Genomic DNA, 25,578 nt, shown 5'->3' with positions numbered 1-25,578 from the left:
TTTTCATACTCATGCTTTGCTTCATTAAGCTGCAGTTGCAGCAGCTGCTGGATGCCCTCACCGACCGGTTCATATAGCACACGGATTTTTTCTACCACGATCCTGTCGGCCAGTTTCAGGTCGTTGGCGCGAAGCGCCGCGATTGCCGGCTTCAAACCCTCCCCCACAAACTTCTTGCGATCCTCGGCAAACTTGTCCGCCAGAATTTTCTCCTCCGGAGTGAGCGTAGTAGACATGTATGCTTCCCATATCTTGCCGATCTCCGCGATATTCCGATCTACTTCCGCAGTATTCTTCTGAATGATTTCCGGCGTGGGCGTCACCATGGAAACGGCGATGCGTAGCCGGTTGGTAAGCAGCAATTTCTGGATGCTGGAAATCTGCTCCATGGGCACCGTGCGGTCCTCGTAAACACTGCGCAGTCCTTCATTGGACTTGCTCATGCCAAGCATCCCCATGACGCCGATCACGATGAGTAAAACCGACAGGATTGCAATAACCGCCGTCAGGCGGGATTTGATACTGATATTATTGAACATTTCTAACTTTTCCAGATTGTAGACTTGATAATTTTCCGTCCTGTCGCCTGGCCCTAGGCTGCCGCCGCCTCAACCAGCTCCATATCACGGCTGGTCATCAATTTCTCGATGTCCATCACGATGATCATGCGCTCATCGACCGTTCCCAGCCCCATGATGTACTGCGTATCCAGCCCGGCGCTGAATTCCGGCGCAGGCTTGAGCTGCTCGGCGGTCAGCGCGATCACGTCCGAGACGCCGTCCACCACGATGCCGACCACGCGCTTGGCGACGTTGAGGATGATGACCACGGTGAACTGGTCGTATTCCACCTTGCCGAGGCGGAATTTGATGCGCATGTCCACGATCGGCACGATGATGCCGCGCAGATTGATGACTCCCTTGATGAAGTCGGGTGTGTTGGCGATCGTGGTGACCGCGTCGTAGCCGCGAATCTCCTGAACCTTGAGGATATCGATGCCGTATTCCTCATTGCCCAGCGTAAAAGTCAGCAGTTCGCGGCCATTGCCACCCGCCGCCTGTCCTTCGCTTGTCTGCATGGTTTTCTCCTTCCGGTAATTGACTGCCTACTCCAACGGTGTCTCTGCGCGGGATAATATCCCGCCCACAAATCTGCCCCTAGCGCTGCGCCAGCTTGATCAGCGCGGCCACATCCATGATCATCGCCACCCGACCGTCGCCCATGATCGTCGCACCCGAAATGCCGGGCACCCTGCGATAGTTCGTTTCCAGGCTCTTGATCACCACCTGGTGCTGGCCGATCAACTCGTCCACGAACAGTGCGACCTTTTTGCCTTCGCCTTCGAGCAGCACCAGGATGCCTTCCGCAGGATTGGCAACCCTGGGCTGGATATTGAACACCTTGTGCAGCGCAATCAGCGGCAGATATTCGCCGCGCACATGCACCACCTGCCCCTGGCCGCTGACATCCTTGATGTCGGCGGCAGTCGGCTGCAACGATTCGCTGATGAAGCTGAGCGGCACGATGTAAACCTGGTCGCCTACTGCGATGGACAGGCCGTCGAGTATCGCCAGCGTCAGCGGCAGGCTGATGGTGATGGTACTGCCATTTCCCTGCTGAGAGGCGATTTCGACGCGGCCGCCGATGCCCTCGATATTTTTTTTGACCACGTCCATACCGACACCGCGCCCGGAAACATCGGTAATCACGGCGGCGGTGGAAAAACCGGGCGCAAAGATCATTTGCCAGACATCGGCATCGCTCATGTTATCGCCAACCGGAATGCCCTTTTCCCGCGCCTTGGCGAGAATCTTTTCGCGGTTCAGCCCGGCGCCGTCATCCGTTACCTCGATGACGATATTGCCGCCCTGATGCGCGGCGCGCAGGGTGATGGTGCCTTGCGGGTCCTTGCCCTTGGCCTCGCGCTCATCCGGCAGTTCGATGCCGTGATCCAAACTGTTGCGCACCAAATGGGTCAGCGGGTCGCTGATTTTTTCGATCAATCCCTTGTCCAGCTCCGTGCCCTCGCCGATCATTTTGAGTTGCACCCTCTTGCCGAGCTTGCCGGCAAGGTCGCGCACCACGCGCGGGAAGCGGCTGAACACGAAGTTGATCGGCATCATGCGCACCGACATGACGGATTCCTGCAGGTCGCGGGTGTTGCGCTCGAGTTGCGCCAGCCCGTTGACCAGGCGTTCGTTTAATACCGGATCCAGATGAGAGGCGGTTTCCGCAAGCATCGCCTGGGTAATCACCAGCTCCCCCACCAGGTTGATCATCTGGTCGACCTTTTCCACGCTGACGCGGATCGAGGTTTCCGCCGCGGCAGCCGGTGCCCGGTCGGTGGCACGCCGCTGCGGCGCGTTGTCCGGCGGAGTATCCGATGTCGCCACCTGCTCTGTTGCGGGCGGCTGGCTTTCCACCTCGGTGAAGAAGCCGTAGCCCTGCGCATTCTCGACTTCCGACTTGACCGTCTCCGGCTCCACGAAGAAACCATAACCCTGCGCATCCTCGCTTGCCGCCTGGATTTTTTCCGGCTCGACGAAGAAGCCGTAACCCTGATCTTCTCCGGAAGCAGTGTCCTCCGCCTTTTGCCCATCGAACAGGGTAATGGTGAGTTGCTCCGGTTCCAGAAAAAACGAGAAGGTATCGCGCAAATCTGCTTCGGCGGCGTAGGTGGCCAGCGTTAGCGTCACCGACTCGGCGGCGATTTCCTGGTTTTCGATTTTGCCGATATTACCCAGCTCTTCGAGCAAATTGTCGAGTTCGGCCTTGCCGGGGAAGATGGCGGGAGATTTGTCGAACTTGATCCGGTAAATATGCTGCGCCGGGGAATGCGCCGCCTCTGCAGTTTCAGTTTTCTGCCCGCTGCCCGCTGCCCTCTGGCCGCCCTCCGCTGTCAATTTTTCCAGCCTGGCACGGATTTCGAGCGATGCAGCTTCGTCGGCAACCGTTCCGTTCTGGTGTGCCTCCAGCAAGCCGTGCAGCACGTCGCCCGCCTGCAGAAAGGCATCGACCATGTCGGCGGTAATCGCAATTTCATTCTTGCGGATGCGATCCAGCAGGGTTTCCAGTACATGCGTCACTTCGGTCATGTCGGTGAAACCGAAGGTGCCGCTGCCGCCCTTGATGGAGTGGGCCGCACGAAAGATGGCGTTCAACTGATCCGCATCGGGCGCATCCAGGTCGAGCTCAAGCAGCAGGCTTTCCATGCTTGCGAGGTGTTCGGCGGATTCCTCGAAGAACACCTGATAAAACTGGCTCATGTCGATGGACATTGGCTTTTTCCTGAAGGGAAGTATGAAATGCGGGGGCGTCTATCCATCAAAATTCTGGGCGTACCGGTGCTAACCGATCACTTTTTTGACGACCTCAAGCAATTTTTGCGGATCGAACGGCTTGACCAGCCAGCCGGTTGCGCCCGATGCCTTGCCCTGCGCCTTCATGGCATCGCTGGATTCGGTGGTCAGCATCAGGATCGGCGTCGCCCTGTATTGCGGCAGGCCGCGCAGGGTCTTGATCAGGGTCAGGCCATCCATCTTGGGCATGTTCTGGTCGGTCAGCACCAGATTGACCGCATTGGCCTTGGCCTTGTCCAGCCCCTCCTGGCCGTCGGCCGCCTCGATGACGGTGTAGCCTGCAGATTTGAGGGTAAACGCCACCATTTGGCGGATGGAGGCGGAATCGTCAACGGTTAATACGGTTTTTGCCATTTAATTGCACTCAATCAGATTGTTAGAACTTCTTTTGATTATAGCATCCAGTTGAAAATACAGCGAGGAGCGGGGTGCCTGCGAACATGCCCTAAAACAACTCGATGTCGCCGGTCGCGAAATTATCCTGCGCGACCGGGTTGGATTTCTTCTCGTCCAGCGAGACGACATGTTCGTGCAGCGAGCGATTGTAGGTGGCGATCTGCTCGAGGTATCCATTGCGGTTTGGCTGGTCCGTGCCCTTGCGCATCTCGTTGGCAACCTCCTGCAGGGCGACCAGGCGCATCTGGGCATGCGCAAGCAACTGCGAACTCATGTCCTGAAATTGCAGGGTAGAGACCGCCGCCGCCACGTTCTGCTCGACCTTGGTATTGATCAGATTCAGTTCATCGGCATTTCTGGCGATGGTCTCATTCAACTCGGAAAGATCCGCCATCATAACCTCGACGCGCTGCTTCGATTCCATCACGAAGGTCATGTCGGTTGCCGCGAGGCTGTTGATGGATTGCTCAGCAGAAATCAGGGATGCGTTGACATTGCCCACCAGCGCGCGTATCTGCCTGCTGAACTTGTTGGTGCTTTCCGAGAGATTGCGCACCTCATCCGCAACCACGGCAAACCCGCGTCCGGCCTCACCCGCGCGCGCCGCCTCGATCGCCGCATTCAGCGCCAGCAGGTTGGTCTGCTTGGCGATGCTCTCCACCTCGTTCAGGATGCCGAGGATGCCCGAGACCTGCACGTTGATGGCGTCCATCTTCTCCACCAGCTCCATCGCGCGTTTGCTGTTCTGGACAGTGGAATCGACAAACTCGTTCATTGCATCGGAAGTGGATTGGACGAAATGCTCGAATTTTTGTTTCGCATTCTGGTCCTCACTGGCCTCTCCGCCGTCCGTAATAAACAGCGTCAAGGCCTGCTGCGCGCGCACCTCATCCGCCATCGCAGTAAAGGTATTGACCAGTTTGGCTATGGCATCGCTGAGGATGGCCTGGGTGTTGCCAAGCTCGGTATGCGCCGAAGCGAGCTGGCTGGAAAGTTCGTTGCCCAATTGCACATGGAAAGCATTGCTTTCATGAATGAGAGGCATATCGCCCTGTACCGGCGATTCGGCGCGGCCCGGCGACTCTTCGCCGCCGGCCGCCCGCTTGAGCAGATAGCTCCAGACAGCCACGACAGTCAGGAACAGCAGCACATCGGCCAATATGCTGCCAAAGTAGAGCGCATGGCCGCCCAGCAAAATGCCGCTGGCCAATGCGCCGATTAAGGCTAGGCGAGAAAAGTTTGTCATGATTTATCGGCTCTGATTATTCTGTATAAACACGGTGCTCTGTGTCCACGCTAATCCGGTGTATGGCATAGCAGGCTGCTGTCGCCTTTCCCCGCTACGGCAATCCTCTCCAGCGCGGAAAGTACCCCCATGCTGTCGGCCTCCAATTTTCCAACCAGCTCGATACCGCCCAAAAAGTCGCCGGAGCGGAATGCCGTCACGGCTTCCCGGCCATGCTGATGAAAGTCCTGATGCGGATTCGCCACGGCCGCGTAGCCGTCCAGTCTGGAAAAACAATCCCGGCCCTCGCCTTCGAAATACCACTTGCCCAGCCGGCAATCGGTATGCGGCGCAAAACTGCCCGCATCGCGCTCCGATATACCCATGAACACCTTGTAAATTTCAAATTTGTACAGGATATGGTCGATCTTGGCGACCTCGATAAAGCTGCGCAGCGCCGCCGCCGAAATCGTGCCCTCTATCTGCTGCGACAGCTTCAGCAAATGTTCCATGCTGTCCGTCACGCCCGTGACATCGCCGCTGAACACATGCGACTTCGCCGCCCAGCCCTCCATTTGCACCTTGGTGCGGTCGGTCTCTCCCTGGATGGCGGTCACTATTGTCGAAATCTCGCTGGTCGCCTTCGCGGTGCGCTCAGCCAGCTTGCGCACCTCGTCCGCGACCACCGCAAAACCGCGTCCCTGCTCGCCTGCGCGCGCCGCTTCGATTGCCGCATTGAGCGCCAGCAGGTTGGTCTGGTCGGCAATTTCCTTGATCAGCTGGACGATGCTGCCGATCTGCGCCGCACGCTCGGTCAGGTTTTGCACGTTCTGCGAAGTCTGTATGGTATCTGCGGACAGCGCATTGAGGCTCTGGGCGATCCGCAGCACGGCCTCGCGGTTGTTCGCCGAAATGCCGGCCGCCTCGATGGCGTGCTGTTTTTCTTCGCGTAAGGCCTGCGCCGCGGCGACCTGGGATTTTTGCAGCTCCGCGAAGGAATCGCCGAACCCCTGCATGTTGTCATGCAACTTGGCCGCACCTTGTTGTTCGGCCAAGACTCCCTCCAACTCGGCACGCACCGCCTCGCGCTCACCCTCCAGCCGGGACAAATCGCCGCGTAGCGCGGCAATCTCCTGATCGGCTTGGGCCAGCCTGGCCTGCAACTCCCTGTGTTCCTGCCTTAATTTTCCGCAAAACATGCTATTCCCCTAACTCTGCTAGTGTCCGCGCACATCGCTGAGCAGTTCCTTGATATCGAGGATCAGCACGATGTCGCCCTCGCTGGACATGGTTACGCCCGCCACGCCCTTGGGACGGAAAGTATCCAGCGACTTGATCACCACATCGTCATGCCCGGCAAAGCCGTCCGCCGACAGGATGAAGCTGTTGTTGCCGAACTGCATCAGGACGCCCACTTCCGGATTGGGGCCCTGCTCCCAGCCGATCAATTGCGCCAGCGGCAGCACCGGCAGCACTTCGCCGCGTACCACCATGGTTGCCCTGCCGGAAACCTGCTGCAACTGATCGGGTGTGATGGACAGTATCTCCCGCACCATCGACAGCGGTACGGCAAAGGATTGTTCACCGAGGCGCAGAATCAGCACCGGCAGGATGGCCATTGTGAGTGGCAAGGAGATGGTCAGCACGGTTCCCTTGCCCGGTTCGGAGTGGATGTTTACGACGCCGTTCAACTTCTGGATGTTGGTCTTCACCACGTCCATGCCGACGCCGCGCCCAGAGACACTGGAGATTTCATCCTTGGTCGAAAACCCAGGCAGGAATATCAATTCCAGACACTGGCTCTCGTCCAGGGTGTTCGCTACCTCGGTAGTGATCAGCCCCTTCTCGATGGCCTTATTGCGGATCACCTCCGGCCGCATGCCGCGCCCGTCGTCCGCGATGGTAATCAGAATATGATCGCCTTCCTGACGTGCGCTCAGCTCCACCATGCTCTTTTCCGGCTTGCCGGCGACGATGCGCTCCTCGATGGTCTCCACGCCGTGATCCACTGCATTCCGCACCAGATGCACCAGCGGATCGTTCAAGTCCTCGATCATGGTCTTGTCCATTTCGGTTTCTTCGCCGGACAGCACCAACTCCACATCCTTGCCCAAGGATCTTGCCAAGTCACGCGCCAGGCGTGGATATTTCTTGAACAGCCGGCCGATCGGCTGCATGCGCGTCTTCATCACCGCATTCTGCAGATTCACCACCAGCATATCCAGTTGCGTAACGGATTGATCGAGATCACGCAAGGTGTCCGCGTCGTTACCCCCCTGGATAATGCTGGAGCGCAAGTGCGTCAGGCGGTTTTTGGTCAGACCGATTTCGCCGGACAGGTTGAGCACCTGGTCGAGGCGGTCGGTGTCCACGCGGATCGTCGACTCCTTGGCTTCCTTGGCCGGCACGTCGCCGTCGCGCCGCCCGACCGTGGCACCCGGCACATCGCTGGCGCGGCGGCCGAATGCCTTCCGGGTGGATTCCTCTTCGGATACCGCCGCAGCGATCTTTTCCGGATCGCGCGTCACGCCCACTTTGGCGGCAATGTCCGTGCCGCCGGTCAATGCGTTATACAGTGCCTCCCAATCCACCCCGTCCATGGCCTGCAGGGCTGGGGCCTGCACGGCAGAAGCCACAGCCGCCGGGGCTGGCTGACTTTTCACCGGAGCGGAAACCGCCTTTCCGCTCAGTGCCACCTTCAGGTTGTCGAGGATGTCCGCAGGCGCCGCGCCTGGCTGCAGGTTTTGCTGCAAGGCGCCAAACATCCTGCGCACCTCGGCGGTTGCCGCAAAAATCACATCCATGAGTTCGGCGCTCAAGGTCAACTCGCGGTTGCGCAGTTTGTCGAACAGGTTTTCGGTGAGATGGCACAGCGTGACCAGTTCGGTTGCATTGAGAAATCCGGCCCCTCCCTTGATGGTATGGAAACCGCGAAATATCTCGTTGAGCAGCTTGCTGTCATCGGGGTGCTTTTCCAACTCCATCAGCTTGCTGTCCACTTCGGACAGCATGTCGCCCGCCTCCAGCAAAAAATCGCTCAACAATTCTTCCATGCCGGCAAAGTCATTCATTTCATTCTCCCAAGTAGGTCGGGCTTCAGCCCGACACGGCACCAGGGTCTGGCCAAAGCCCGACCTGCGCTATCTTCAGAACCCCAGGCTTTCCAGCAAGTCGTCCACCTGATCCTGGCTGGTCACCACATCCGTGCGCCCTGCCGCATTGATGACCGGACCATTCAACAGACCCGAGTCAAATTCCGCCTTGACCGAAGGCGGCGCAGCCTCCAGCAGCAGAGAAACCAGTTGTTCCTCCATGGCCTTGGTCACGTCGATGATCTTCTTTATGACCTGGCCGGTCAGATCCTGAAAATCCTGCGCCATCATAATTTCCATCAGGTGGGCGTTGGTCGCCTTGGTCTGCTTGGGCACCTCATGGAGAAAGGCCTGCGTCTGCATGACGAGATCCCTGAATTGCATCACGTCCAGCTTTTGCTCAAACAGCATCTGCCACTGCCCCGCCAGGCGATGCGATTCGACCTCCACTTTTTCCAGAATCGGCTGCGCTGCATCAGTCGCATTCAGCACCCGCTCCGCTGCCTGTTGCGTCAGGGTTGCCACATAATTGAGGCGGTCACGCGCATCCGGGATGGAAGCCGCCGCTTTTTCGATTTCCTTGTTCAGTCCCAACTCGCGCAACGTGTCATGCAGCGTCCGCGCCATGTGCCCGATCTGGTTGATCATCTTCGCCGAATCGGCCTCCTTGCCCCCCATCGCGGGGAACGGGTTGTCTTCCTCGGCATTGGCCGACACGATGCTATCGAATAACGCTTCGAGGTCGTCGGAATCCTGATTTGCAGTATTGTCGTTCATCGCATTACTCACTTTTGCATGTTGGCAAATATTTTCTTCAACTTTTCATCCAGCGTGGCGGCCGTAAACGGTTTCACCACGTAGCCGCTTGCGCCGGCCTTCGCCGCCTCAATGATGTTTTCCTTCTTCGCCTCCGCCGTCACCATCAGCACCGGCAGATGCTTGAGCTTTTCGTCCGCGCGGATCGCGCGCAGCAACTCAATCCCCGTCATGTTGGGCATGTTCCAGTCGGACACCACAAAATCGAACTCGTCCGCGCGCAGTTTGACCAAGGCCTCCACGCCGTCTTCCGCCTCCTGGACATTCAGGAAACCCAGTTCCTTGAGCAAATTGCGCACGATGCGGCGCATCGTGGAAAAATCGTCCACCACCAAAAATTTCGTACTTTCTATTCCCATCATTTCCTCCAAAATCCGGCATCAAGGAATCAGGCCTGGGCAAAATACCCCGCTCCTCGATCCCCGATCCAAAATCCTTGTCCTCAATTCCGCATTCAAACCAGCAACGGGCGCAGCGTCGACGACAGCACTATTGAATCGAATTTCGGCACATAGTGATCCACCCCGACACGCCGTCCCATTGCACGGTTCGCATCCGAAGACAGCGACGAATGCATCACCACCGGTATGCCATCGAAGCGGCGGTCAGCCTTGATATTTTGCGTCAGCACATAACCGTCCATCTCGGGCATTTCCGCATCGGTCAGAATCACCTGAATCTGGTCGTGCAGGCTCCCTCCCACGCTCTGCGCCGCATCTGCCATCGCCCTGAGCCTCTCCCACGCCTCGTGGCCATTGGTTGCCTGGATGTGCTTGATGCCCATTTTATCGAGCACTTCAGCGATCTTTCTGCGCGCCACCATCGAATCGTCGGCGAAGAATATGCACAGGTCATGCGCCGACTCCACGCGCTCGACGTTTCCGACAATGGCGTCGCCGAATGCATTGGCCAGGATCTGTTCGACATCAAGAATTGAAATCAGCGATCCGTCCGGCAACTCGGTGATGGCGGTGATCAATGCGCCCTTGTCGGAGAGCATCCCTTCCGTCGCGCGCACCTTGTCCCAGTCCACCCGGATGATGCGATCCACCTCTTTCACCAGGAACCCCAGGATATGATTGCTGTACTCCGCCACCATCATGGTGTGATACTTTTCGGTCGGGTATATCCCCATGAAATTCGCCAGATTGAGCACCGGCATCACATGCCCGCGCAAGCTGACGATACCATCCACCCCGGTCGGCATATTGGGCGTGCGCGTGATCTTGCCCGCCTGGCAAACCTCCTTGACCTTGAACACGTTAATGCCGAATTTTTCGCTGCTGCCCAGACTGAACAGCAGGATCTCCATCTTGTTGGTGCCCGCCAGATTGGTGCGTGCGTCAACATTATCCAGCAAACCATCCTGGCTACCGCTTAACATATCTTCCGTGTAAGTCATTCCCCTCTCCCTGTCAGACAGAGGCAGAAACCGGGATGTTGCAGCCGCAACAAAGCCCCTGTCTTCCGCCTTCAGCCCTCCGTTACGCCAACAATCGCGCCAAGGTCTGCGCCAGCTTCTGCGGCTCGAACTTCGGCACGTATTCGTCCACTCCGACCGTCTTGCCGAGTTGCTGGTTGGACGAACTGCTCAACGATGAATGCATCAGTACCGGTATGCCGGCAAACCGCTTGTCCGCCTTGATTTTGCGCGTCAGCATGTAACCGTCCATCTCGGGCATTTCCACATCCGTCAAAATCACCTGCACCATATCCTTGAGCGGTATATGCGAGGCCTCGGCGTAATCCGCCATCTTCGACAACTCGGTCCATGCCTGGCGCCCGTTGATCGCCGAAATGTGCTTTATCTGCATCGCATCCAGTGTGCGCGCGATCTGGTTGCGCGCCACCGAAGAATCGTCGGCAAAGAATACCGTGCGTTCCTTGCCCAGCGGTTGCACGTTCCTGAAAATCAGTTCGTCGGTATCGAAGCGGCTGGTCTCGGAAAGCACCTTCTCCACATCCAGCATCATCACCAGGCGGCCATCCTTCAGCTCGGTGATCGCCGTGACCAGCCCGCCCATTTCGGCAACCAGCATTGCCGGCGGGACGCGCATTGCCGCCCAGTCAAGGCGCAGGATGTTATCCACCGCCTTGACCAGGAAACCCTGGGTATGGCCGTTGTATTCGGTGACGATCATGATCTCCGCCTTGTCGCCGGTCTCGACCCCCGTATATTTGGCCAGGTCGATCACCGGCACAAGCGCGCCGCGCAGACTCACCATGCCTTCCACCGCGGGCGGCATTTCCGGCGCACGGGTAATTTCCGGTATGCGCATCACCTCGCGCACCTTGAACACGTTGATGCCGAAGGTCTCCTCGCGCCCGGTACGATTGTCCAGGCCTAGCGTGAACATCAGGATTTCCAGCTTGTTGGTTCCCGCCAGCTTGGTACGGGCGTCAATATTTTTTAACAGGTCTGACATTTCTCTCTCCTCACCGCTCCCTCCCCACCTTACCCCATTGCACATTTGGTCAGCGGATATCCGGCTTTTTTTAATTCATCCGCCGACTTGGCCAACTCTTCTGCAGCCTCCTTGGCGTCCTTGGCGGATTGCGTATTGTTATCTACCAGGCCGGTGACTTGCTCAAGGCTATTCGCCACGCTCTCGCTCGCCGAAGACTGCTCTCTCATGGCAGTGGCAATATGCTCCATACGCTCGTCCACGTTGACCATCGCAGCCTTGATTGTTTTGAGTCCCTCGCTGTTCTGATGTACCAGGGAAACGCCGTTTTCGACATCGGTTATCGCGCCCTGCATGGATTTTACGGCAGCCTCCGAAATTGCGTTAATCTCCCCGATGGTGCTGGCGATATCCTTGGTGCTGGTTGCGGTGCGTTCCGCCAGTTTGCGCACCTCGTCCGCCACCACCGCGAAGCCACGCCCCTGCTCGCCGGCGCGCGCCGCCTCGATTGCCGCATTCAACGCCAGCAGGTTGGTCTGTTCGGCAATGTCCTTGATGGCATTCGCAATCGCGCCTATCTTCTGGATTGCCGCACTGAGATTGGCAATCGTCTTGCTGGACGACTGCACGGTGTCCACGGCCTTGTTCATTGCGGGATTGATCTGGCTTTGCATCCTTTCGGCATTTGCATTGATCACCGCCTCCATCGCCCGTGCATCGTTGAGTGAATCTGCCGCCATGCTTGCCACTTCGGCGATCGACTGGCTGAATTCCTCCATGGTGCTGGCGATTTGCTGGATATGATCCTGCTCGTTGACCGCATTGTCCGCCACGCTGGACACCCTGGCGTCCATATCCATGATGCGCTGCTGCATCAGCCCGACCGGCGTAACAATCTCGTCCACCATGGTGCGCAAATAGCATTGCATGGCCTGGATTTCACACAGCATCGATCCCATCTCATCCCGTCCGGAAATATCCAGCTCGGTATCGAGATTGCCCTCCATGATATTCCTGAATTCATTACTTACGGCATGCGCTGGGCGGCGCACGTACTTGTCGACACAGTAACCAATGAAGAAGAACAGGAAGATTTGCAGCGCAATCTGCCCGGCCATTATCTGCATCTCCATATGGTTAATTCGGTCGAGGTCGGGCTTCATGTCGATTACCACATCCGAAGCGCCAAGTACCGTGCCTTCCGGCACCGCATGACAGCCGGTGCAATCGGTGCCGTGGAAATCCTTGCTCGCCGCATAAGGGGTCACCACCCGCAATATCGGCATGCCGCGGTCATCATCAGTGAAAATAACACTGGGCTTCCCGCTTTCGATTGCCTTCCGCTGCACGTCATCCTTGATTCGCTCTTCGGGCAGGCCGGGGCCAAACTGCTCCACCACCTGCTGCACCCGGACATATTGCGCGGACTTAATATTCTTCGACGAAACAACTTTATGGATCAGCAGTTTGCGGTTATTTACATCGCCGATCTGTCCAGTCACCATCAGCATATTCGAGCTGTCGATGATTCCGTCGGCAATCTGGGCGCCCTTTTCGGCCGCCAATATTTGCGACTCCTCCCTGAGATCCGCAGAAACGAAGACCTGCGCGACCGCCAGGACGACGATGATCGTAACCTGGATCGTGGATTGCAGCTTGGCCTTCAGCGACCAGTTCTTGAACCTGAACCGCTCGTATTTCGACACGGCCTGCGCGCCGGACCGGTTCAATTCCTTGTACAGCGCTTCCGCTTCGGCAATCTGTTCGCGCGTTGGCGCCTTGCGCACCGACACATAGCCGGTGATCTTGCCGCCCTCGATGATCGGTGCGACGGTGGCGCGCACCCAATAGTGGTCGCCGTTCTTGCAGCGGTTCTTAACCGTGCCGCGCCACGGACGCTCTGCCTTCAGCGTATCCCACAGCCACTGGAAGGCCGAGGGCGGCATGTCGGGGTGGCGTACGATGTTGTGGCTTGTGCCGACCAGTTCTTCCCGCGCATACCCCGAGATCACCACGAATGCATCGTTCGCATAGGTAATGATGCCTTTGGTGTCGGTTTTCGAGACAAGGACAGCCTCTGCCGGAAACGGCACTTCTTTTTGCGAAACGTAAGCATTTTTATTCTGCATGGCCGACCCCCCCAAAAACTATTCTCTGGCAAGCATTGTGCAGCCGATTAAAACCTATTCCGCACGCACCCTTACACCTTAAACCGGCTTGCTGCGGCCTGCAATTCCCCGGCCAATTGCTCCAGGCGCACGATACCCTGCGCATTCGATTCCACCGCCGCATGATTCTCTTCCGACATTTGCGCAATTTTCTCCACGTTGCGCGCGATCTCGCTGCTCGCCAGGCTTTGCTCGCTCACCGAGGTGGCGATGTCGTTCACGCCGTGGCTGGATTGCGTGACCGCCTCGCCCGCTTCGGTCAACACGGCAGAGACCCGCTCGATATGCTCCTGAGTTGCCTGCAGGGATTGCAACCCCTCCTGCACGGTGGCCTCGACATGGGTGGATTTCTGGTTCAGCGAGTTGGTCACCCGGTCGATTTCATTGGCCGACTGTGCGGACTTCTCCGCCAGCTTGCGCACCTCATCCGCCACCACCGCGAAACCGCGCCCCTGCTCGCCGGCGCGCGCCGCCTCGATCGCCGCATTCAATGCCAGGAGGTTGGTCTGATCGGCGATTTCCTTTACCTGCTGGGTCATGCCGGCGATCGCTCGGGTGCTGTCGACGAATTCCTTGACCGAGTCGGCGATCTGGTTGACCGCCTGCTGCACGCTGTGGATTTCACCGATCATTTCCGTGACGTTCTGGTTGCCATGGCGAGTCTGGCTCAGACTCCTTTCGGACAGCTTGCGCACATCATCGGTGTTGGCGGCAACCGAACTGATGCTCACGGTGATCTGTTCCACTGCCGCCGCCGTGGATGCAGCCGCCTCACTCTGCGCCTGCGAGCTTTGCGAAATCTGCGATGAGGAGGCCGACAACTGCACCGCGGTGCCGGATACCGTGTCGGCATGGCCGACGATCTGCCGGATGATGCTGGCGAAATTGTCGATCAGCGCGTTGAAGGCCGCCGCCGCCTCGCCGATCTCATCCTGCCCGTAGACTTTGGCGCGCGCCCTCAGGTCGCCATCCGCCGCCATCTTCACCATTACGCCGCGCAGTTCATCCACCGAGCGATGCACGCCGCGGATGATGGAAACCCCAAGTCCGCCACCCATCACCGCACCGATCAGGATCAGCGCAATGGAGAGGTTGCGCATGTTCCTGTAGGTGGCGGTCGATTCCTCGTGCAGCTTCTGGGTGTCGCGCTTTTCCATCTCGATCAGCGCATCCAGAGCCTCGAACAGCGGTGCATAGAGGGGATTGACATGCTCTACCTGTATCCGCCTGATCTCGGCCACATTGTTGGCGCGCATCGCCTCCAGGGCCGGCTTGATGCCCTCTTCGACGAAACGACCGCGCACCTCGGCAAATTTCGCCGCCAGCTTCCGGTCCTCTTCGTCGGTCAGCGAGGTCATGAAGGCCGCCCATTGCTTGTCGATCTCGGCCTTGTTCTTCCCGACCACCTGGATATAGTCTGCCATGTGCTCCGGCTGGATGACCGCATTGGCGATGGCCAGCCGGTTGCCCAGATTCGCCTTGGCGATGGAAGTCAATTGCACGAGGGGCGTCATTTTTTCGTCGAACGTCGACTCCAGCGCCTGCTCCGTCCTGCTCGCGGCATACAGCCCCACCACGCCGACTATCACCAACCCCACCATAAAAAGCGCCAGCAAGATCGTCAACCGCGAACTGATTTTCATGTCGTTCAACATCATCAACTCCCGTATCAAATTTACACGCCCACCTTCCGACGCCATGCCGCAAGTCTCCTGTCGACATGAGGCAGTCCTGCCATGATCGGCACTTTAAATGGAAAACCCGGATTTTCTTCGGGGGAACAGAGAAATAAACACCCGCCAATTCGTGAAATCAGGGCTGGCGCGCTGTCGGCACAGCAGGCGCCGCCTCAGCATTCTGGGGGTTGTCGTTTTGCACCCCTCCCGCCTGCGTCTCCTCCATACCGCTGGATTCCGCATCTTCCTCTGCTGCCCCTCCGACCGTGCCGCCGTCATGGCTGGCTGCCTCCTCGGCCTTCTTGTTCATCACGATCATGCTAATGCGCCGATTGACCGGATTGAGCGGCTCTTCTTTCTTGAATAACACAGCAGAAGACAGCCCCACCACGCGGACGATTTTCTCATTCGCCATGCCGCCCGCAATCAGTTCGCGGCGCGAGGCATTGGCGCGGTCCGCAGACAGTTCCCAATTACTGTACCCCTTGGCACCCCCGCCATAAAGTGCCGCGTCGGTATGACCGGAAATGCTCACTTTATTTGGCACTTCATTCAGCATCTTGCCGATTTCGTGCAGGATTTCCTTGGTGTAGGGTTCCAGCTGGGCGCTACCGATCTGGAACATCGGGCGGTTTTTCTCGTCCACGATCTGGATGCGCAGCCCCTCGCTGGTGATGTCCAGCAGGATCTGGTTTTTGAATTGCTGCAGCCTGGGATTGCTTTCGATGGCCCTCTCGATGCTGGCTTTCAATTGTTTAAGCCTTTCAACTTCCTGCGCACGCTGACTGCGCAATGCTTCGGCTTGCACCTTTTTAAGATCGACAACCCTGGTTTCAGCGGACTTCCCGCCCAACTTCACCTGCCCCTCGGCGCGCGTAATATCGTGCCCGCCCCCCTGAATGAGAGTGGCGGTTTCACCGGAAACCTTGCCGCCTGACAATGCCACCTTGAGCGGCATCTTGAAATATTCGGCAATCCCTTCCAGATCTCCCTTGTTGGTCGTACCTAGCAGCCACATCAACAGGAAGAACGCCATCATTGCCGTGACGAAGTCGGCATAGGCAATCTTCCATGCCCCGCCGTGCGGCATGCCCACCACCTTCTTGACGCGCTTTACGATAATGGGTTTTTTATTTTTGTCGTCAGCCATGTTCAGAAGTTGGAAGGCAGAAAATGGAAGGCGGTGGGATTGTCGCGGCTATGCCGCATTTTCGGACAGGGCGCGCCGCACGGCAGCACGCGACAATCTACCCTCTGCTCCCCGCCCTCTGTCTCCCGGTCAGCGTTTTTGTTTGACATGCTCTTCCAGTTCGGCAAAGCCCGGGCGCTCGGTGGAATCCAGCACCTTGCAGCCGAACTCGACCGCCATCGCCGGCGCATAACCGTTGAGATTGGCCAGCAGGGTCACCTTGATGACATTGAGTATCTTGGTGCCTTCCATGGCCTTTTGTTCCAGTTGCGTAGCCAAGGGGCCGACAAAACCGTAGCCCAGCAGAATGCCCAGGAAAGTGCCCACCAGCGCATGCGCGATCAATATCCCCAATTCGGCCGGGGGAAGGCCGACCGATTCCATGGTATGCACCACGCCCATCACCGCCGCGACGATGCCGTAAGCCGGCATCGAGTCGCCAAGCTTGGCAATCACATGGGAAGCCACCATTTCCTCATGGTGGTGCGTGTCGATTTCGACATCCATCAGGTTCTCGATTTCCATCGCGTTCAGGTTGCCACTGACCATGATGCGCAAGTAATCGGTCATGAACTCGACCACATGGTGGTCCGCAATCACTTTGGGGTATTTGGCAAAAATTGCGCTCTCCGAGGGCTCCTCCACATCACCCTCGATGGACATCAGGCCCTCCTTGCGCACTTTGTTCAGCAACTCGTACAGCAAGGCCATCAGTTCCATGTAGATTGCCTTGTTGTACTTGGCGCCTTGCAGGGTCTTCGGCAGGCTTTTGAGTGTCGCCTTGATCGCTTTGCCGGTGTTACCAACAAAAAATGCACCTATTGCGGCACCTGCGATCATCAACAACTCGATAGGCTGGAGCAATGCGGCCAGATGGCCGCCGGCCATGGCAAACCCGCCGAATACCGAGAACAACACCACCACATAACCAATGATTACCAACATGCCCGCATTCCCTGTCGTCGTTTCCCTCCGCAAGAAGGAGGCATAGCTTCACTTTTGCGCGCCCGGCGTCGCAATCGGCAAAGCCCATATGCGCATTCTAGATTAATTCGGCAGGATTGAAAGCGGATGAATTGCGCATTTACGCAGTTTTCGGCCGGTTTGGAGCGCAAGACCACTATCCCGCCAGTCTTGCAAGCTATACGGTCAGCAGGCGACTTGCAGAGCGGCAATCGAGGCCTGTTTGGCGGCCTTGGTCTTGCCGGCGCGCGCGGGAGGATGGCAGATGCCGCACACATAGTTGTCGTGCAGTTCGTTCGCATGAGCCACAAAGTATCCGCCACATTCCCGACAGGGAGAGAGTTGCATCATTCCCGCCTTGAAAAAACGGACCAGAAACCATGCACGGGTAATGCTTAGCACGGGTTCGGCATCTTCGATGCCCTGCACCTGGTCGAGGTATAAGCGATATGCGGTAATCAGCGCCTGTACGCCGTCGATTCCGGCATTGATGACCAGGAACCTGTAGATATCCATGAACAGGGAGGAGTGGATATTCGGCTGCCAGCTCATGAACCAGTCGGTCGAATAAGGCAGCATACCCTTGGAAGGCGACTCGCCCTTGATCTCCTTGTAGAGCCTGAGCAGGCGCTCGCGGCTCAGCGAGGTTTCTTCCTGCAGCAACTGCAGGCGGGCGCCCAGTTCGATCAGGTCAATCGCAACCCTGACTTGCTGTGCCTCCCCTGCTACAGTCTTGACAGTCAGATCAGCCGCCTTTCTATGCAAGCTCTTCGACGGGTTGCGCCGACATCAGGATCGCAGCATGCGCCTGCGACATCATGCGATCCTTGCTGTAGCCAGTCACCATATTGAGCAGCAGGTTTTCGTCAAAACGGAAACGGCACAACAGCATATTGGAAGCCGCTATCTTGATGATCTGCGCGGGTGTCAGGCCGGCGATGATATCCACCAGATCCTGGCCGATGCCCAAACGGAAAATTGCGGCCGACCTGTCCTCCTTGATCATTTGCTGAGCCAGCATCAGATAAGTCAGATTGATGTCGCGGATTCCTTCCTGCAATTGCATGGTGCTCATGTACCCCCCTAGCCAGTATGGAACAAACTGAACTGACTGCGCCGACGTTTACCGCTGACATCGACCGCACGAATTTCAGTGCTCGCATTATCAGGAGTTGCATGCAAGAAAAGAACTGGAAGCGCGCCGTTTTTTTTGTAAGCATCCAAAGATGAGCCATGTAAGATTTATTCTTACAAGACAAATTCTCTATCTTCAAATTAAACGCGAGGGGGGCGATGATGTCGATGGCTTTTTCTCAGGGGCGATTACCCCGAAAAATGCAGCCGAAATGCAGGAGATGTTCACGCCTGCGAAGTGGATTGACCCGTTGGTTGCATATAAAACGGGGCTGATCGCCGCGCGTTTTTTCATAAAGACATTAACTGCCAGCGGCAACTCGGAGGCTTATTTCGCGCAGACCGCCCGGTTCCGTCCGCCCTGCTTTGCCGCATACAGGCATTCATCGGCACGACTCAGCAAATCCTCGACCGAGGCGATCCCGCCTTTCTTCTGCGCCACGCCTACGCTGATTGTCAGCTTGATATCGGCCCCCTGACTCCTGAACTTCAGAGCAGCCACATTCAGGCGTAACCGCTCGGCACACTGGTAAGCCGCATCGATGCCAGTATCCGGACAGATCACCAGGAACTCTTCCCCGCCATAGCGGCACACTACATCCTGCGTGCGCGCCGACTGGCGCAAGGTATTGGCAATGCATTTCAGCGCCTCGTCACCCGCCTGGTGGCCGAACTTGTCATTGATGGCCTTGAAGTAGTCGACGTCGACCATCATGCAGGACAAGGTGCGGTCGCCGCGTTTGGACAATGCCCACTCCTGCTCGATGCGCTCCATCGCAAAACGGCGATTGGGCAGTTCGGTCAGCGCATCGGTCAATGCCAGCCGCTGCAAGCGCTCGTTGGAGGCCGCCAGATCCTTGGAAAAGCGCAGCAACTGCTCGCGGTCGAAGGCCAACTCCTCCTGCAATCGCACTACCCGTTGTGCAGCGCGCAGGCGCGCGAAAAAAACTTTCTGCGCGATCGGCTTGACCAGATAATCGTCCGCGCCCGCATCGAATGCCTCAACCAGCCTATCCACGCTCTCCTGTATGGTGAGAATGATCACATACACATCGCGCCGCTCCTGACTCTCGCGCAGCCTGCGGCACAGCGTGATGCCATCCATCTGCTGCATCGTCCACCCGGTAATCACCAGCTGCGGATGCTGCTGCTCGACGATGCGCATTGCCTCCACGCCGTTGCGCGCAACCAGCACCTCGTGCCCGGCTGTCTTCAGCATAGCCTCCAGCAGCACCAGCATTGCGCGATCGTCCTCGACCACCAGCACGCGCATCTTGTAATCGGCCTGGTCGGCGTGCGCCCAATGCGGCACCTCGGCCGCGGCATCAGCCGCATCCGACTGGCTCAGCAACTCCGCAAACGGCGGGATATGAACCATCCCCATATGCATCAACTCCAGCCAGTCCAGCCAGTCGCGCACGCACGCATCGCCGATCTCGATGAGATGATCCGTCTCGATGGCCACGCGCGCGGCATGCAGCCGCAGCTTCGCCACCAGCGCGCCGCGCTCTGCGGGACCCGCCAGGCACGCATCCGCCAGCAGCGATGCCACGTGCAGCAGATGCGTCAACCTCCATTCGCGCGAACCCTCGGTCGCCTTGCTGGATTCGGGCTGCCGGAAATCGCGCGCCAACACCTGGAAAATCCTGGGGAAGTGCATATCGGCAAGAATCGCCTCACTCAATTCCGCATGGTCGCAATCGAATTTATCGCGCTCCTGCCGATATAGCTCTGCCAGCGCCTTGCCCTTCGCGCATTCAAGCACATCGCCATACTCTTCGGGGTATGCCGTGGCCAGGGCCAGCTGGCCGATATTGCCGAGCAGGCCCAGCACGAAAATCTCCTCGGCCACGGCCAGCCGGGCGCGCGCCGCCAGATGCTTCGCGGCGATACCGGTCAGCAGCGAGTGCGCCCAGAAATACGGGTAGTTGAACTGCTTGCAGGGGCCGCTGCGGTAATCCGCGATCAGCGCGATGCCCAGCACCAGCTGGCGCAGCGCATGCACTCCCAGCACCGTCACCGCATCGGCGATGGTGGTGATCGGCCTGGAAGGGTTGGTGAGCAGCACATTGGCCGCCTTGATGACCCGCGCGCTCAAGGCTGGGTCCGAGCCGACCAGCCGGACAATGTCGGGATTGGATACATCATCGCGTTGCGTCAGGTTAATCACCTCCAGCGCCACTCCTTTCGGCGTGGGCAGGCGATTGCTGACTTTCAGGCGGGACAGTATTGGGCTTTCGGCGACATCCATCGAATTACTTCCTTGCTTTTCCGTCAGTAGTTTACCGCAACTGGGTGCGAGGGGGTAATGAAAAAATGCGGGAAGTCAGTTCTGGCGATAACGGGAAGTATTGTGGCCGAAAAAACAGGAGACGAGGCTCATCCTGACTTGGCTAAGGCCTACCACCCCAGATGGCGTAAACCATGCACGGTCCCTGGCACTCACGAGCAAGCACCGTTATCCAGGATGATCCCACAGACCGAGCGCCTGCATCTGCCGGGTAGCCTGCTCCGCCCAGCCACGGTTGGCGGCAGGCGAGGCCGGACTGGGATGCAAAATGCGCCCGAAGCGGATGCCTGGAACTTCCGCCAGCGCGTGACGCGCACGGGTTTCGGCGAAGCCGCCGATGCCGATCACCCACTCCGCGCCGCTGGCGCGGATTACTTCGGCCAGATGGGTGTCGCAGGCCGCAAACAGAGGGGCTGCCTGCGCCGGAGGCAGCTTGTCCGGCGTGACGTTGCGCGCGCCGGCGAAGAACGCCAGCGGGCAATAGTTGGCAACGAAGTGTTCAGCGAAGAAGTGGTCCGCCTCCCCGAAGCGTTGTGCAAACAATCCCCACAGCCGCCGCCCGCTCACTTCGCTGCGCGGGCATGCCCAGCCCTCGATGGGGCGTGCCGGGTTTTCGCACTCAGGCTTTCCGATGGGCGCATCGAGGTGCAGCCAGTCGCGCGCCGCCGCGATTTCGCCGAACGGCACGCCGATCTGCGTCATGCCGAACGGGCCCGGATTCATGCCGACGAACACGATGCGCTTCCTGCCTTCGCCATAGCGCCGCAGGTACTGCTCGTGGCACGCCCAGGCATAGTCGAGCGGGTTGTAGACATGCGTGACCGGCGCGGAAAAAGACAGGCCTGATACGGCGCGCGACAATTTTTGTGCGGCGGCAATCAACTCACTGGCGCTCATTGCTTATGCTCCTCAAATCTCCAGCGTCAGGCATTTGCATGCCCCACCGGCCTTGAGGAATTCGGAAACATCTACCTCGATGACTTCGAAGCCGCGTTGCTGCAGGGCAAATTTCAGTTCTGCGGACGCCCGGTGCAGGATGACGCTTCGATCGATGGAGATGGCATTGCAAGCGAAATTCCTCGCATCCGTTTCTGCGATCCAGATGATGTTCTCACCGAAGGCACTGTGCAGGGTTTCTATACTTTTTCCGGAGAACGCCTTTGCGTAGGCGATGGCTTGCCCCTCCGGCAGCGGGCAGAAGGCCGTATCGAGGTGATACCAGTGGGGGTCGACGAGGTTCAGCCCGGAGGTTTCGGCATCGAGCACGGCGGCAACTTCCTCCGGCGCGTGGGGGTCGCTGCGGATTCCCGAGCCGACCCAGAGCCTCCCCTGTGAATCGAACAGGGCATCTCCCGCGCCTTCGAAGATTGTCTCTTCACTCAGATGCCGCACGCTGTAATGAAGGGAGGCAAAAAATTTCTCGAAGAACCTTGCTTCCGGCTGTCTCTCAACATGGCGAAACGACGAGACGATGACATCCTTGTTGTGGACGAGGCCAGCATTGGCGGTAAACACCATATCCGGCAGCCCCGCAACAGGTTCGATCAGGCTGACCGTTGCCCGAGCCGTCACGATGTCATACAGGTTTTTCCACTGCTGCCTCGCCAGCACCTTGTCCACTCTCCCCTGGTTGCCTTCCATCCAGGGATTGATCACGTAGCGCACTTCAAAAAAGCTCGGCTCGCACATCAGAAAATGCTTCATCGTATCTCCCGTGCGGCTTCATTCCACGGCGCGACCTTGAACAGCAGCAGCATTCCCGGTATCGCCAGCACCGCGCACAGCAGGAAGAAGCCGCTCCAGCCCATCTGCTCTACCAGCCAGCCTGCGGTGGCATTGATGAAGGTGCGCGGCACGGCAGCAAGGCTGGTGAACAGCGCAAACTGGGTCGCGGTGTAGGCGGGGTGGGTGGTGTGCGCGATGTAAGCGACGAAGGCCGCCGTGCCCAGCCCGACGCCGAACGCCTCCAGGCCGATCACGAACGCGAGCTGTGTAAGGTGCAGCGCGGTGATTTCTGCATGGGTACCCTGTACCGCCAGCCAGTAGAAGCCGAAGATCGACACCACCTGCACCACGCCGAACAGCCACAGCGCGCGGTTGATGCCGAGCCTGAGCATCCAGATGCCGCCGAGCAGCGCGCCGATCACCGCCGGCCACAGCCCGGCATTCTTGGCGATCAGGCCAATCTGCGACTTGCTGAAGCCCATGTCGAGATAAAACGGCGTAGCCAGCGCGGTGCACAGGCTGTCGCCGAGTTTGTAGAAAAAAAGGAGCGCGAGGATCAGCAGCGCGCCTCGCCAGCCCTGCCGCCCGATGAATTCGCGGAATGGCTCGACCACCGCGGCGCGCAGCGTCTTGGGTGTGTTAAGTGCGACCGGCTCCCTGACCAGCAGCGTCATCGCTATGCCGGGCAGCATAAACAATGCAGTGATCAGGAACACCGTGTCCCAAGGCAGATGGTCGGCGAGGATCAGCGACAGCGAGCCGGGAATCAGCCCGGCGATGCGGTAGGCGTTGACATGCACCGCATTGCCAAGGCCGAGTTCATTGTCCAGCAGCAACTCGCGACGATAGGCGTCCAGCGCGATGTCCTGCGTGGCGGAGAGGAAAGCCAGCAGTGTGCAGAACAGCACGATGAGGCCTAAATTCTCTTGTGGCGAAAAGCCGCCCAGTGCGGCGATCACCACCAGCAGCGCGATCTGGGTCAGCAGCATCCAGCCGCGCCGCCGCCCGAGCAGCGGCACGACATAGCGGTCGAGCAGCGGCGACCAGAGGAATTTCCAGGTATAGGGAAACTGGATCAGCGCGAACGCGCCGATCACCTTGAGGTCGATATGTTCGGTGCGCAGCCACGCGGGAACCAGGTTGAGCAGCAGGTACAGCGGCAGGCCGGAAGCGAAACCGGTGAACACGCAGATCAGCATGCGGCGGGTGAAGAGTTGCTGCCAGACGGTCATCCAGTTATGCCGTGCGTTTGAAGCGGTACACCGCCGTACTGCCCAGCAGGTTCGGCAGCAGCCGCACCTCGCGCTCGCCGGTCATCACGCTGCGCTCCAGCACCGTCACGTCATGGCCGCGACAGAAGTCCTCGAAGTCGCGCAGCGTACAGAGATGCACGTTCGGCGTGTCATACCACTGGTAGGGCAACTCGCGCGATACCGGCATGTTGCCGAGCAGCACATGGAGGCGGTTTTTCCAGTAACCGAAGTTGGGGAAGCTTACGACACCCTCTCGTCCGACACGCAGCATTTCCCGAGTCAGCGCCTCGGTGTGGCGCGTGGCTTGCAGGGTCTGCGACAGGATCACGAAGTCGAACGAGCCGTCCTCGAAATCGGACAGGCCGGATTCCAGGTCATTCTGGATCACGTTTATTCCGTTGGCGATGCACGACACGATATCGAGATCGTTGATCTCCACGCCGTAGCCGCGCACCGCGCGGGTTTCCTTGAGGTAGCGCAGCAGGCTGCCGTCGCCGCAGCCGAGGTCGAGCACCGATGCACCCTTCGGTATCCAGGCGGCAATCGCGGCAAAATCCGGGCGTTCGGCGGCGAGCCGGGCGATATCGTTCTGCGTCATTTGGCAGATTCCTTCGCGACGTTATCAAGATAGGCGCGCATCACGTCGAAATAGTGCGGATTTTCCATCAGGAAGGAATCATGACCGTGCGTAGAGGTGATTTCGGCATAGCTGACGTTGCGCTGGTTGTGCAGCAGGGGGCGCACGACTTCCCGCGAGCGTTCCGGCGAGAAACGCCAGTCGGTGGTGAACGAAATCACCAAAAAATCCGCCTTGGCACGCGCGAACGCCTGGTTCAGGTCCCCGCCGTAGTCGTGCGCCGGATCGAAATAATCCAGGGCCTTGGTCATCAACAAGTAAGTGTTGGCATCGAAGTAGGATGCAAATTTGTCGCCCTGATAGCGCAGGTAAGACTCGATCTCGAACTCGATGTTGTAGCCATAACTGAATTTCCCATCGCGCAGTTCGCGCCCGAACTTGTCCGCCATCGCGTCGTCAGACAGGTAGGTGATGTGCCCCAGCATGCGCGCCAGCCTCAGACCGCGTGTCGGCACCACGTTGTGCTGGTAGAAATTGCCACCATGGAAATCCGGGTCGCTGAGAATCGCGCTGCGTGCCACGTCGTTGAATGCAATGTTCTGTGCGGTAAGGTGAGGCGCGGCGGCAATCGTCAGGACATGGCGCACCCGCTCAGGGAAGGTCAGCGACCATTGCAGCGCCTGCATCCCGCCCAGGCTGCCGCCGATCACCGCCGCGAATTGCCGGATACCGAGCAGATCGGCGAGGCGCGCCTGCGATGCCACCCAGTCTTCCACCGTGATGACCGGAAAATCTGCGCCGTATGGCTGCCCGGTCTCCGGGTTAATCGAGGAAGGGCCGGTCGAACCGTGACAGCCGCCGAGATTGTTCAGGCCGATTACAAAAAATTTATTGGTGTTGATCGGCTTGCCGGGCCCCACCATGTTGTCCCACCAGCCGATGTTTCCCGAGTTGTCCGCATAATGGCCTGCGACATGGTGATGGCCGGACAGCGCGTGGCAGATCAGGATCGCGTTGGACTTGTCCGCGTTCAGCGTGCCATAGGTCTCATACACCAATTCATAACGCGGCAGCACCGCACCGCTTCTGAAAACTAGCGGGGTGTCGAATTGCGCGCGTTTTGCGCTGACGATGCCGATGCTGTTGGATGCGTCCAAAATGAATTCCCTGAAAAAACAAAACCCGTTCAGCTTGCGCGGAGCGGGTTGCCTCGCTTTAGCTGGTATGTTTTAAGTGCCCCGCAAGCTGATGTCAAATCGGCACTGGTGCGCAGTTTCCGCGTTTTGCGAATCGCTGTCAATTCGTTTAAG

General features: G+C 58.5%; 22 protein-coding genes and 2 pseudogenes. All 24 read right to left on the bottom strand.

Annotation, left to right across the window (positions count from 1 at the left end; all coding sequences use genetic code 11):
* Nucleotides 1–8 precede the first annotated feature (8 nt).
* Nucleotides 9–539 (bottom strand): annotated as a pseudogene (locus ACRRNM_RS11600) (Tar ligand binding domain-containing protein); the annotation flags it as partial.
* 53 nt (nt 540–592) lie between these two features.
* Nucleotides 593–1,078: a chemotaxis protein CheW gene (locus ACRRNM_RS11595; protein WP_435628361.1), complete on the bottom strand. Its 486-nt coding sequence runs from the start codon at nt 1,076–1,078 to the stop codon at nt 593–595.
* Between the two features lie 79 nt (nt 1,079–1,157).
* Complete coding sequence (cheA, locus tag ACRRNM_RS11590; RefSeq protein ID WP_435628360.1) at nt 1,158–3,278, bottom strand: chemotaxis protein CheA; 2,121 nt, start codon at nt 3,276–3,278, stop codon at nt 1,158–1,160.
* Nucleotides 3,279–3,347: 69 nt separating this feature from the next.
* Nucleotides 3,348–3,713 carry a response regulator gene (locus ACRRNM_RS11585; RefSeq protein WP_435628359.1) on the bottom strand — a complete coding sequence of 122 codons (366 nt, stop codon included), beginning with the start codon at nt 3,711–3,713 and terminating at the stop codon, nt 3,348–3,350.
* Nucleotides 3,714–3,804: 91 nt separating this feature from the next.
* A complete protein-coding gene (locus tag ACRRNM_RS11580) occupies nt 3,805–4,485 on the bottom strand; it encodes a methyl-accepting chemotaxis protein (protein WP_435628686.1) in 681 nt (226 codons plus the stop codon).
* 566 nt (nt 4,486–5,051) lie between these two features.
* Nucleotides 5,052–5,492: a CZB domain-containing protein gene (locus ACRRNM_RS11575; protein ID WP_435628685.1), complete on the bottom strand. Its 441-nt coding sequence runs from the start codon at nt 5,490–5,492 to the stop codon at nt 5,052–5,054.
* 9 nt (nt 5,493–5,501) lie between these two features.
* Nucleotides 5,502–5,780, bottom strand: a pseudogene (locus ACRRNM_RS11570) (methyl-accepting chemotaxis protein); the annotation flags it as partial.
* A 417-nt stretch (nt 5,781–6,197) separates the two neighbouring features.
* Entirely contained in the window at nt 6,198–8,051 is a 1,854-nt protein-coding gene (locus tag ACRRNM_RS11565) for a chemotaxis protein CheA (RefSeq protein ID WP_435628358.1), read from the bottom strand.
* A gap of 75 nt (nt 8,052–8,126) precedes the next feature.
* On the bottom strand, nt 8,127–8,849 hold the full coding sequence (cheZ, locus tag ACRRNM_RS11560; protein WP_435628357.1) for a protein phosphatase CheZ: 723 nt from the start codon (nt 8,847–8,849) through the stop codon (nt 8,127–8,129).
* Between the two features lie 8 nt (nt 8,850–8,857).
* Nucleotides 8,858–9,247 (bottom strand): chemotaxis response regulator CheY, encoded by a 390-nt coding sequence (cheY, locus tag ACRRNM_RS11555; protein WP_435628684.1) that lies wholly within the window; start codon nt 9,245–9,247, stop codon nt 8,858–8,860.
* A gap of 95 nt (nt 9,248–9,342) precedes the next feature.
* Complete coding sequence (locus tag ACRRNM_RS11550; RefSeq protein ID WP_435628356.1) at nt 9,343–10,290, bottom strand: chemotaxis protein; 948 nt, start codon at nt 10,288–10,290, stop codon at nt 9,343–9,345.
* 82 nt (nt 10,291–10,372) lie between these two features.
* Entirely contained in the window at nt 10,373–11,314 is a 942-nt protein-coding gene (locus ACRRNM_RS11545; RefSeq protein WP_435628355.1) for a chemotaxis protein, read from the bottom strand.
* Nucleotides 11,315–11,343: 29 nt separating this feature from the next.
* Nucleotides 11,344–13,422 carry a methyl-accepting chemotaxis protein gene (locus tag ACRRNM_RS11540; RefSeq protein ID WP_435628354.1) on the bottom strand — a complete coding sequence of 693 codons (2,079 nt, stop codon included), beginning with the start codon at nt 13,420–13,422 and terminating at the stop codon, nt 11,344–11,346.
* Nucleotides 13,423–13,493: 71 nt separating this feature from the next.
* Nucleotides 13,494–15,161 (bottom strand): methyl-accepting chemotaxis protein, encoded by a 1,668-nt coding sequence (locus ACRRNM_RS11535; RefSeq protein ID WP_435628353.1) that lies wholly within the window; start codon nt 15,159–15,161, stop codon nt 13,494–13,496.
* A 112-nt stretch (nt 15,162–15,273) separates the two neighbouring features.
* Nucleotides 15,274–16,287: a flagellar motor protein MotB gene (gene motB, locus ACRRNM_RS11530; protein WP_435628352.1), complete on the bottom strand. Its 1,014-nt coding sequence runs from the start codon at nt 16,285–16,287 to the stop codon at nt 15,274–15,276.
* Nucleotides 16,288–16,416: 129 nt separating this feature from the next.
* Nucleotides 16,417–17,271 carry a flagellar motor stator protein MotA gene (motA, locus tag ACRRNM_RS11525; protein ID WP_435628351.1) on the bottom strand — a complete coding sequence of 285 codons (855 nt, stop codon included), beginning with the start codon at nt 17,269–17,271 and terminating at the stop codon, nt 16,417–16,419.
* A gap of 204 nt (nt 17,272–17,475) precedes the next feature.
* Entirely contained in the window at nt 17,476–18,033 is a 558-nt protein-coding gene (gene flhC, locus ACRRNM_RS11520; protein WP_435628683.1) for a flagellar transcriptional regulator FlhC, read from the bottom strand.
* A gap of 13 nt (nt 18,034–18,046) precedes the next feature.
* Complete coding sequence (flhD, locus tag ACRRNM_RS11515; RefSeq protein ID WP_435628350.1) at nt 18,047–18,364, bottom strand: flagellar transcriptional regulator FlhD; 318 nt, start codon at nt 18,362–18,364, stop codon at nt 18,047–18,049.
* Nucleotides 18,365–18,751: 387 nt separating this feature from the next.
* The gene (locus ACRRNM_RS11510) at nt 18,752–20,674 is read right to left on the bottom strand and encodes a diguanylate cyclase (RefSeq protein WP_435628349.1); all 1,923 of its coding nucleotides are present in this window, start codon (nt 20,672–20,674) and stop codon (nt 18,752–18,754) included.
* Nucleotides 20,675–20,881: 207 nt separating this feature from the next.
* On the bottom strand, nt 20,882–21,610 hold the full coding sequence (locus ACRRNM_RS11505; protein ID WP_435628348.1) for a hypothetical protein: 729 nt from the start codon (nt 21,608–21,610) through the stop codon (nt 20,882–20,884).
* A 12-nt stretch (nt 21,611–21,622) separates the two neighbouring features.
* On the bottom strand, nt 21,623–22,417 hold the full coding sequence (locus tag ACRRNM_RS11500) for a dimethylarginine dimethylaminohydrolase family protein (protein WP_435628347.1): 795 nt from the start codon (nt 22,415–22,417) through the stop codon (nt 21,623–21,625).
* Entirely contained in the window at nt 22,414–23,670 is a 1,257-nt protein-coding gene (locus tag ACRRNM_RS11495) for an AmpG family muropeptide MFS transporter (RefSeq protein WP_435628346.1), read from the bottom strand. Before ACRRNM_RS11495 ends, ACRRNM_RS11500 begins: the two co-directional genes overlap by 4 nt.
* 4 nt (nt 23,671–23,674) lie before the next feature.
* On the bottom strand, nt 23,675–24,289 hold the full coding sequence (gene metW / locus ACRRNM_RS11490) for a methionine biosynthesis protein MetW (RefSeq protein ID WP_435628345.1): 615 nt from the start codon (nt 24,287–24,289) through the stop codon (nt 23,675–23,677).
* Complete coding sequence (metX, locus tag ACRRNM_RS11485) at nt 24,286–25,425, bottom strand: homoserine O-succinyltransferase MetX (RefSeq protein WP_435628344.1); 1,140 nt, start codon at nt 25,423–25,425, stop codon at nt 24,286–24,288. Before metX ends, metW begins: the two co-directional genes overlap by 4 nt.
* Between the last annotated feature and the right edge of the window lie 153 nt (nt 25,426–25,578).

Origin of the sequence: Ferrigenium straubiae, assembly GCF_051257895.1 — a bacterium.
Classification (GTDB): Bacteria; Pseudomonadota; Gammaproteobacteria; order Burkholderiales; family Gallionellaceae; genus Gallionella; species Gallionella straubiae.
The sequence above is the reverse complement of the archived record's forward strand: the minus strand, read 5'-3'. Positions and strand labels throughout refer to the sequence as shown.

Coding starts and splice junctions, on each gene's coding strand:
- ACRRNM_RS11595 (WP_435628361.1), bottom strand. CDS start 1,078: ATGCAGACAAGCGAAGGACAGGCGGCGGGTGGCAATGGCCGCGAACTG.
- cheA (WP_435628360.1), bottom strand. CDS start 3,278: ATGTCCATCGACATGAGCCAGTTTTATCAGGTGTTCTTCGAGGAATCC.
- ACRRNM_RS11585 (WP_435628359.1), bottom strand. CDS start 3,713: ATGGCAAAAACCGTATTAACCGTTGACGATTCCGCCTCCATCCGCCAA.
- ACRRNM_RS11580 (WP_435628686.1), bottom strand. CDS start 4,485: ATGGAGCTGGTGGAGAAGATGGACGCCATCAACGTGCAGGTCTCGGGC.
- ACRRNM_RS11575 (WP_435628685.1), bottom strand. CDS start 5,492: ATGGAACATTTGCTGAAGCTGTCGCAGCAGATAGAGGGCACGATTTCG.
- ACRRNM_RS11565 (WP_435628358.1), bottom strand. CDS start 8,051: ATGAATGACTTTGCCGGCATGGAAGAATTGTTGAGCGATTTTTTGCTG.
- cheZ (WP_435628357.1), bottom strand. CDS start 8,849: ATGAACGACAATACTGCAAATCAGGATTCCGACGACCTCGAAGCGTTA.
- cheY (WP_435628684.1), bottom strand. CDS start 9,247: ATGGGAATAGAAAGTACGAAATTTTTGGTGGTGGACGATTTTTCCACG.
- ACRRNM_RS11550 (WP_435628356.1), bottom strand. CDS start 10,290: ATGACTTACACGGAAGATATGTTAAGCGGTAGCCAGGATGGTTTGCTG.
- ACRRNM_RS11545 (WP_435628355.1), bottom strand. CDS start 11,314: ATGTCAGACCTGTTAAAAAATATTGACGCCCGTACCAAGCTGGCGGGA.
- ACRRNM_RS11540 (WP_435628354.1), bottom strand. CDS start 13,422: ATGCAGAATAAAAATGCTTACGTTTCGCAAAAAGAAGTGCCGTTTCCG.
- ACRRNM_RS11535 (WP_435628353.1), bottom strand. CDS start 15,161: ATGGCGTCGGAAGGTGGGCGTGTAAATTTGATACGGGAGTTGATGATG.
- motB (WP_435628352.1), bottom strand. CDS start 16,287: ATGGCTGACGACAAAAATAAAAAACCCATTATCGTAAAGCGCGTCAAG.
- motA (WP_435628351.1), bottom strand. CDS start 17,271: ATGTTGGTAATCATTGGTTATGTGGTGGTGTTGTTCTCGGTATTCGGC.
- flhD (WP_435628350.1), bottom strand. CDS start 18,364: ATGAGCACCATGCAATTGCAGGAAGGAATCCGCGACATCAATCTGACT.
- ACRRNM_RS11510 (WP_435628349.1), bottom strand. CDS start 20,674: ATGGATGTCGCCGAAAGCCCAATACTGTCCCGCCTGAAAGTCAGCAAT.
- ACRRNM_RS11505 (WP_435628348.1), bottom strand. CDS start 21,610: ATGAGCGCCAGTGAGTTGATTGCCGCCGCACAAAAATTGTCGCGCGCC.
- ACRRNM_RS11500 (WP_435628347.1), bottom strand. CDS start 22,417: ATGAAGCATTTTCTGATGTGCGAGCCGAGCTTTTTTGAAGTGCGCTAC.
- ACRRNM_RS11495 (WP_435628346.1), bottom strand. CDS start 23,670: ATGACCGTCTGGCAGCAACTCTTCACCCGCCGCATGCTGATCTGCGTG.
- metW (WP_435628345.1), bottom strand. CDS start 24,289: ATGACGCAGAACGATATCGCCCGGCTCGCCGCCGAACGCCCGGATTTT.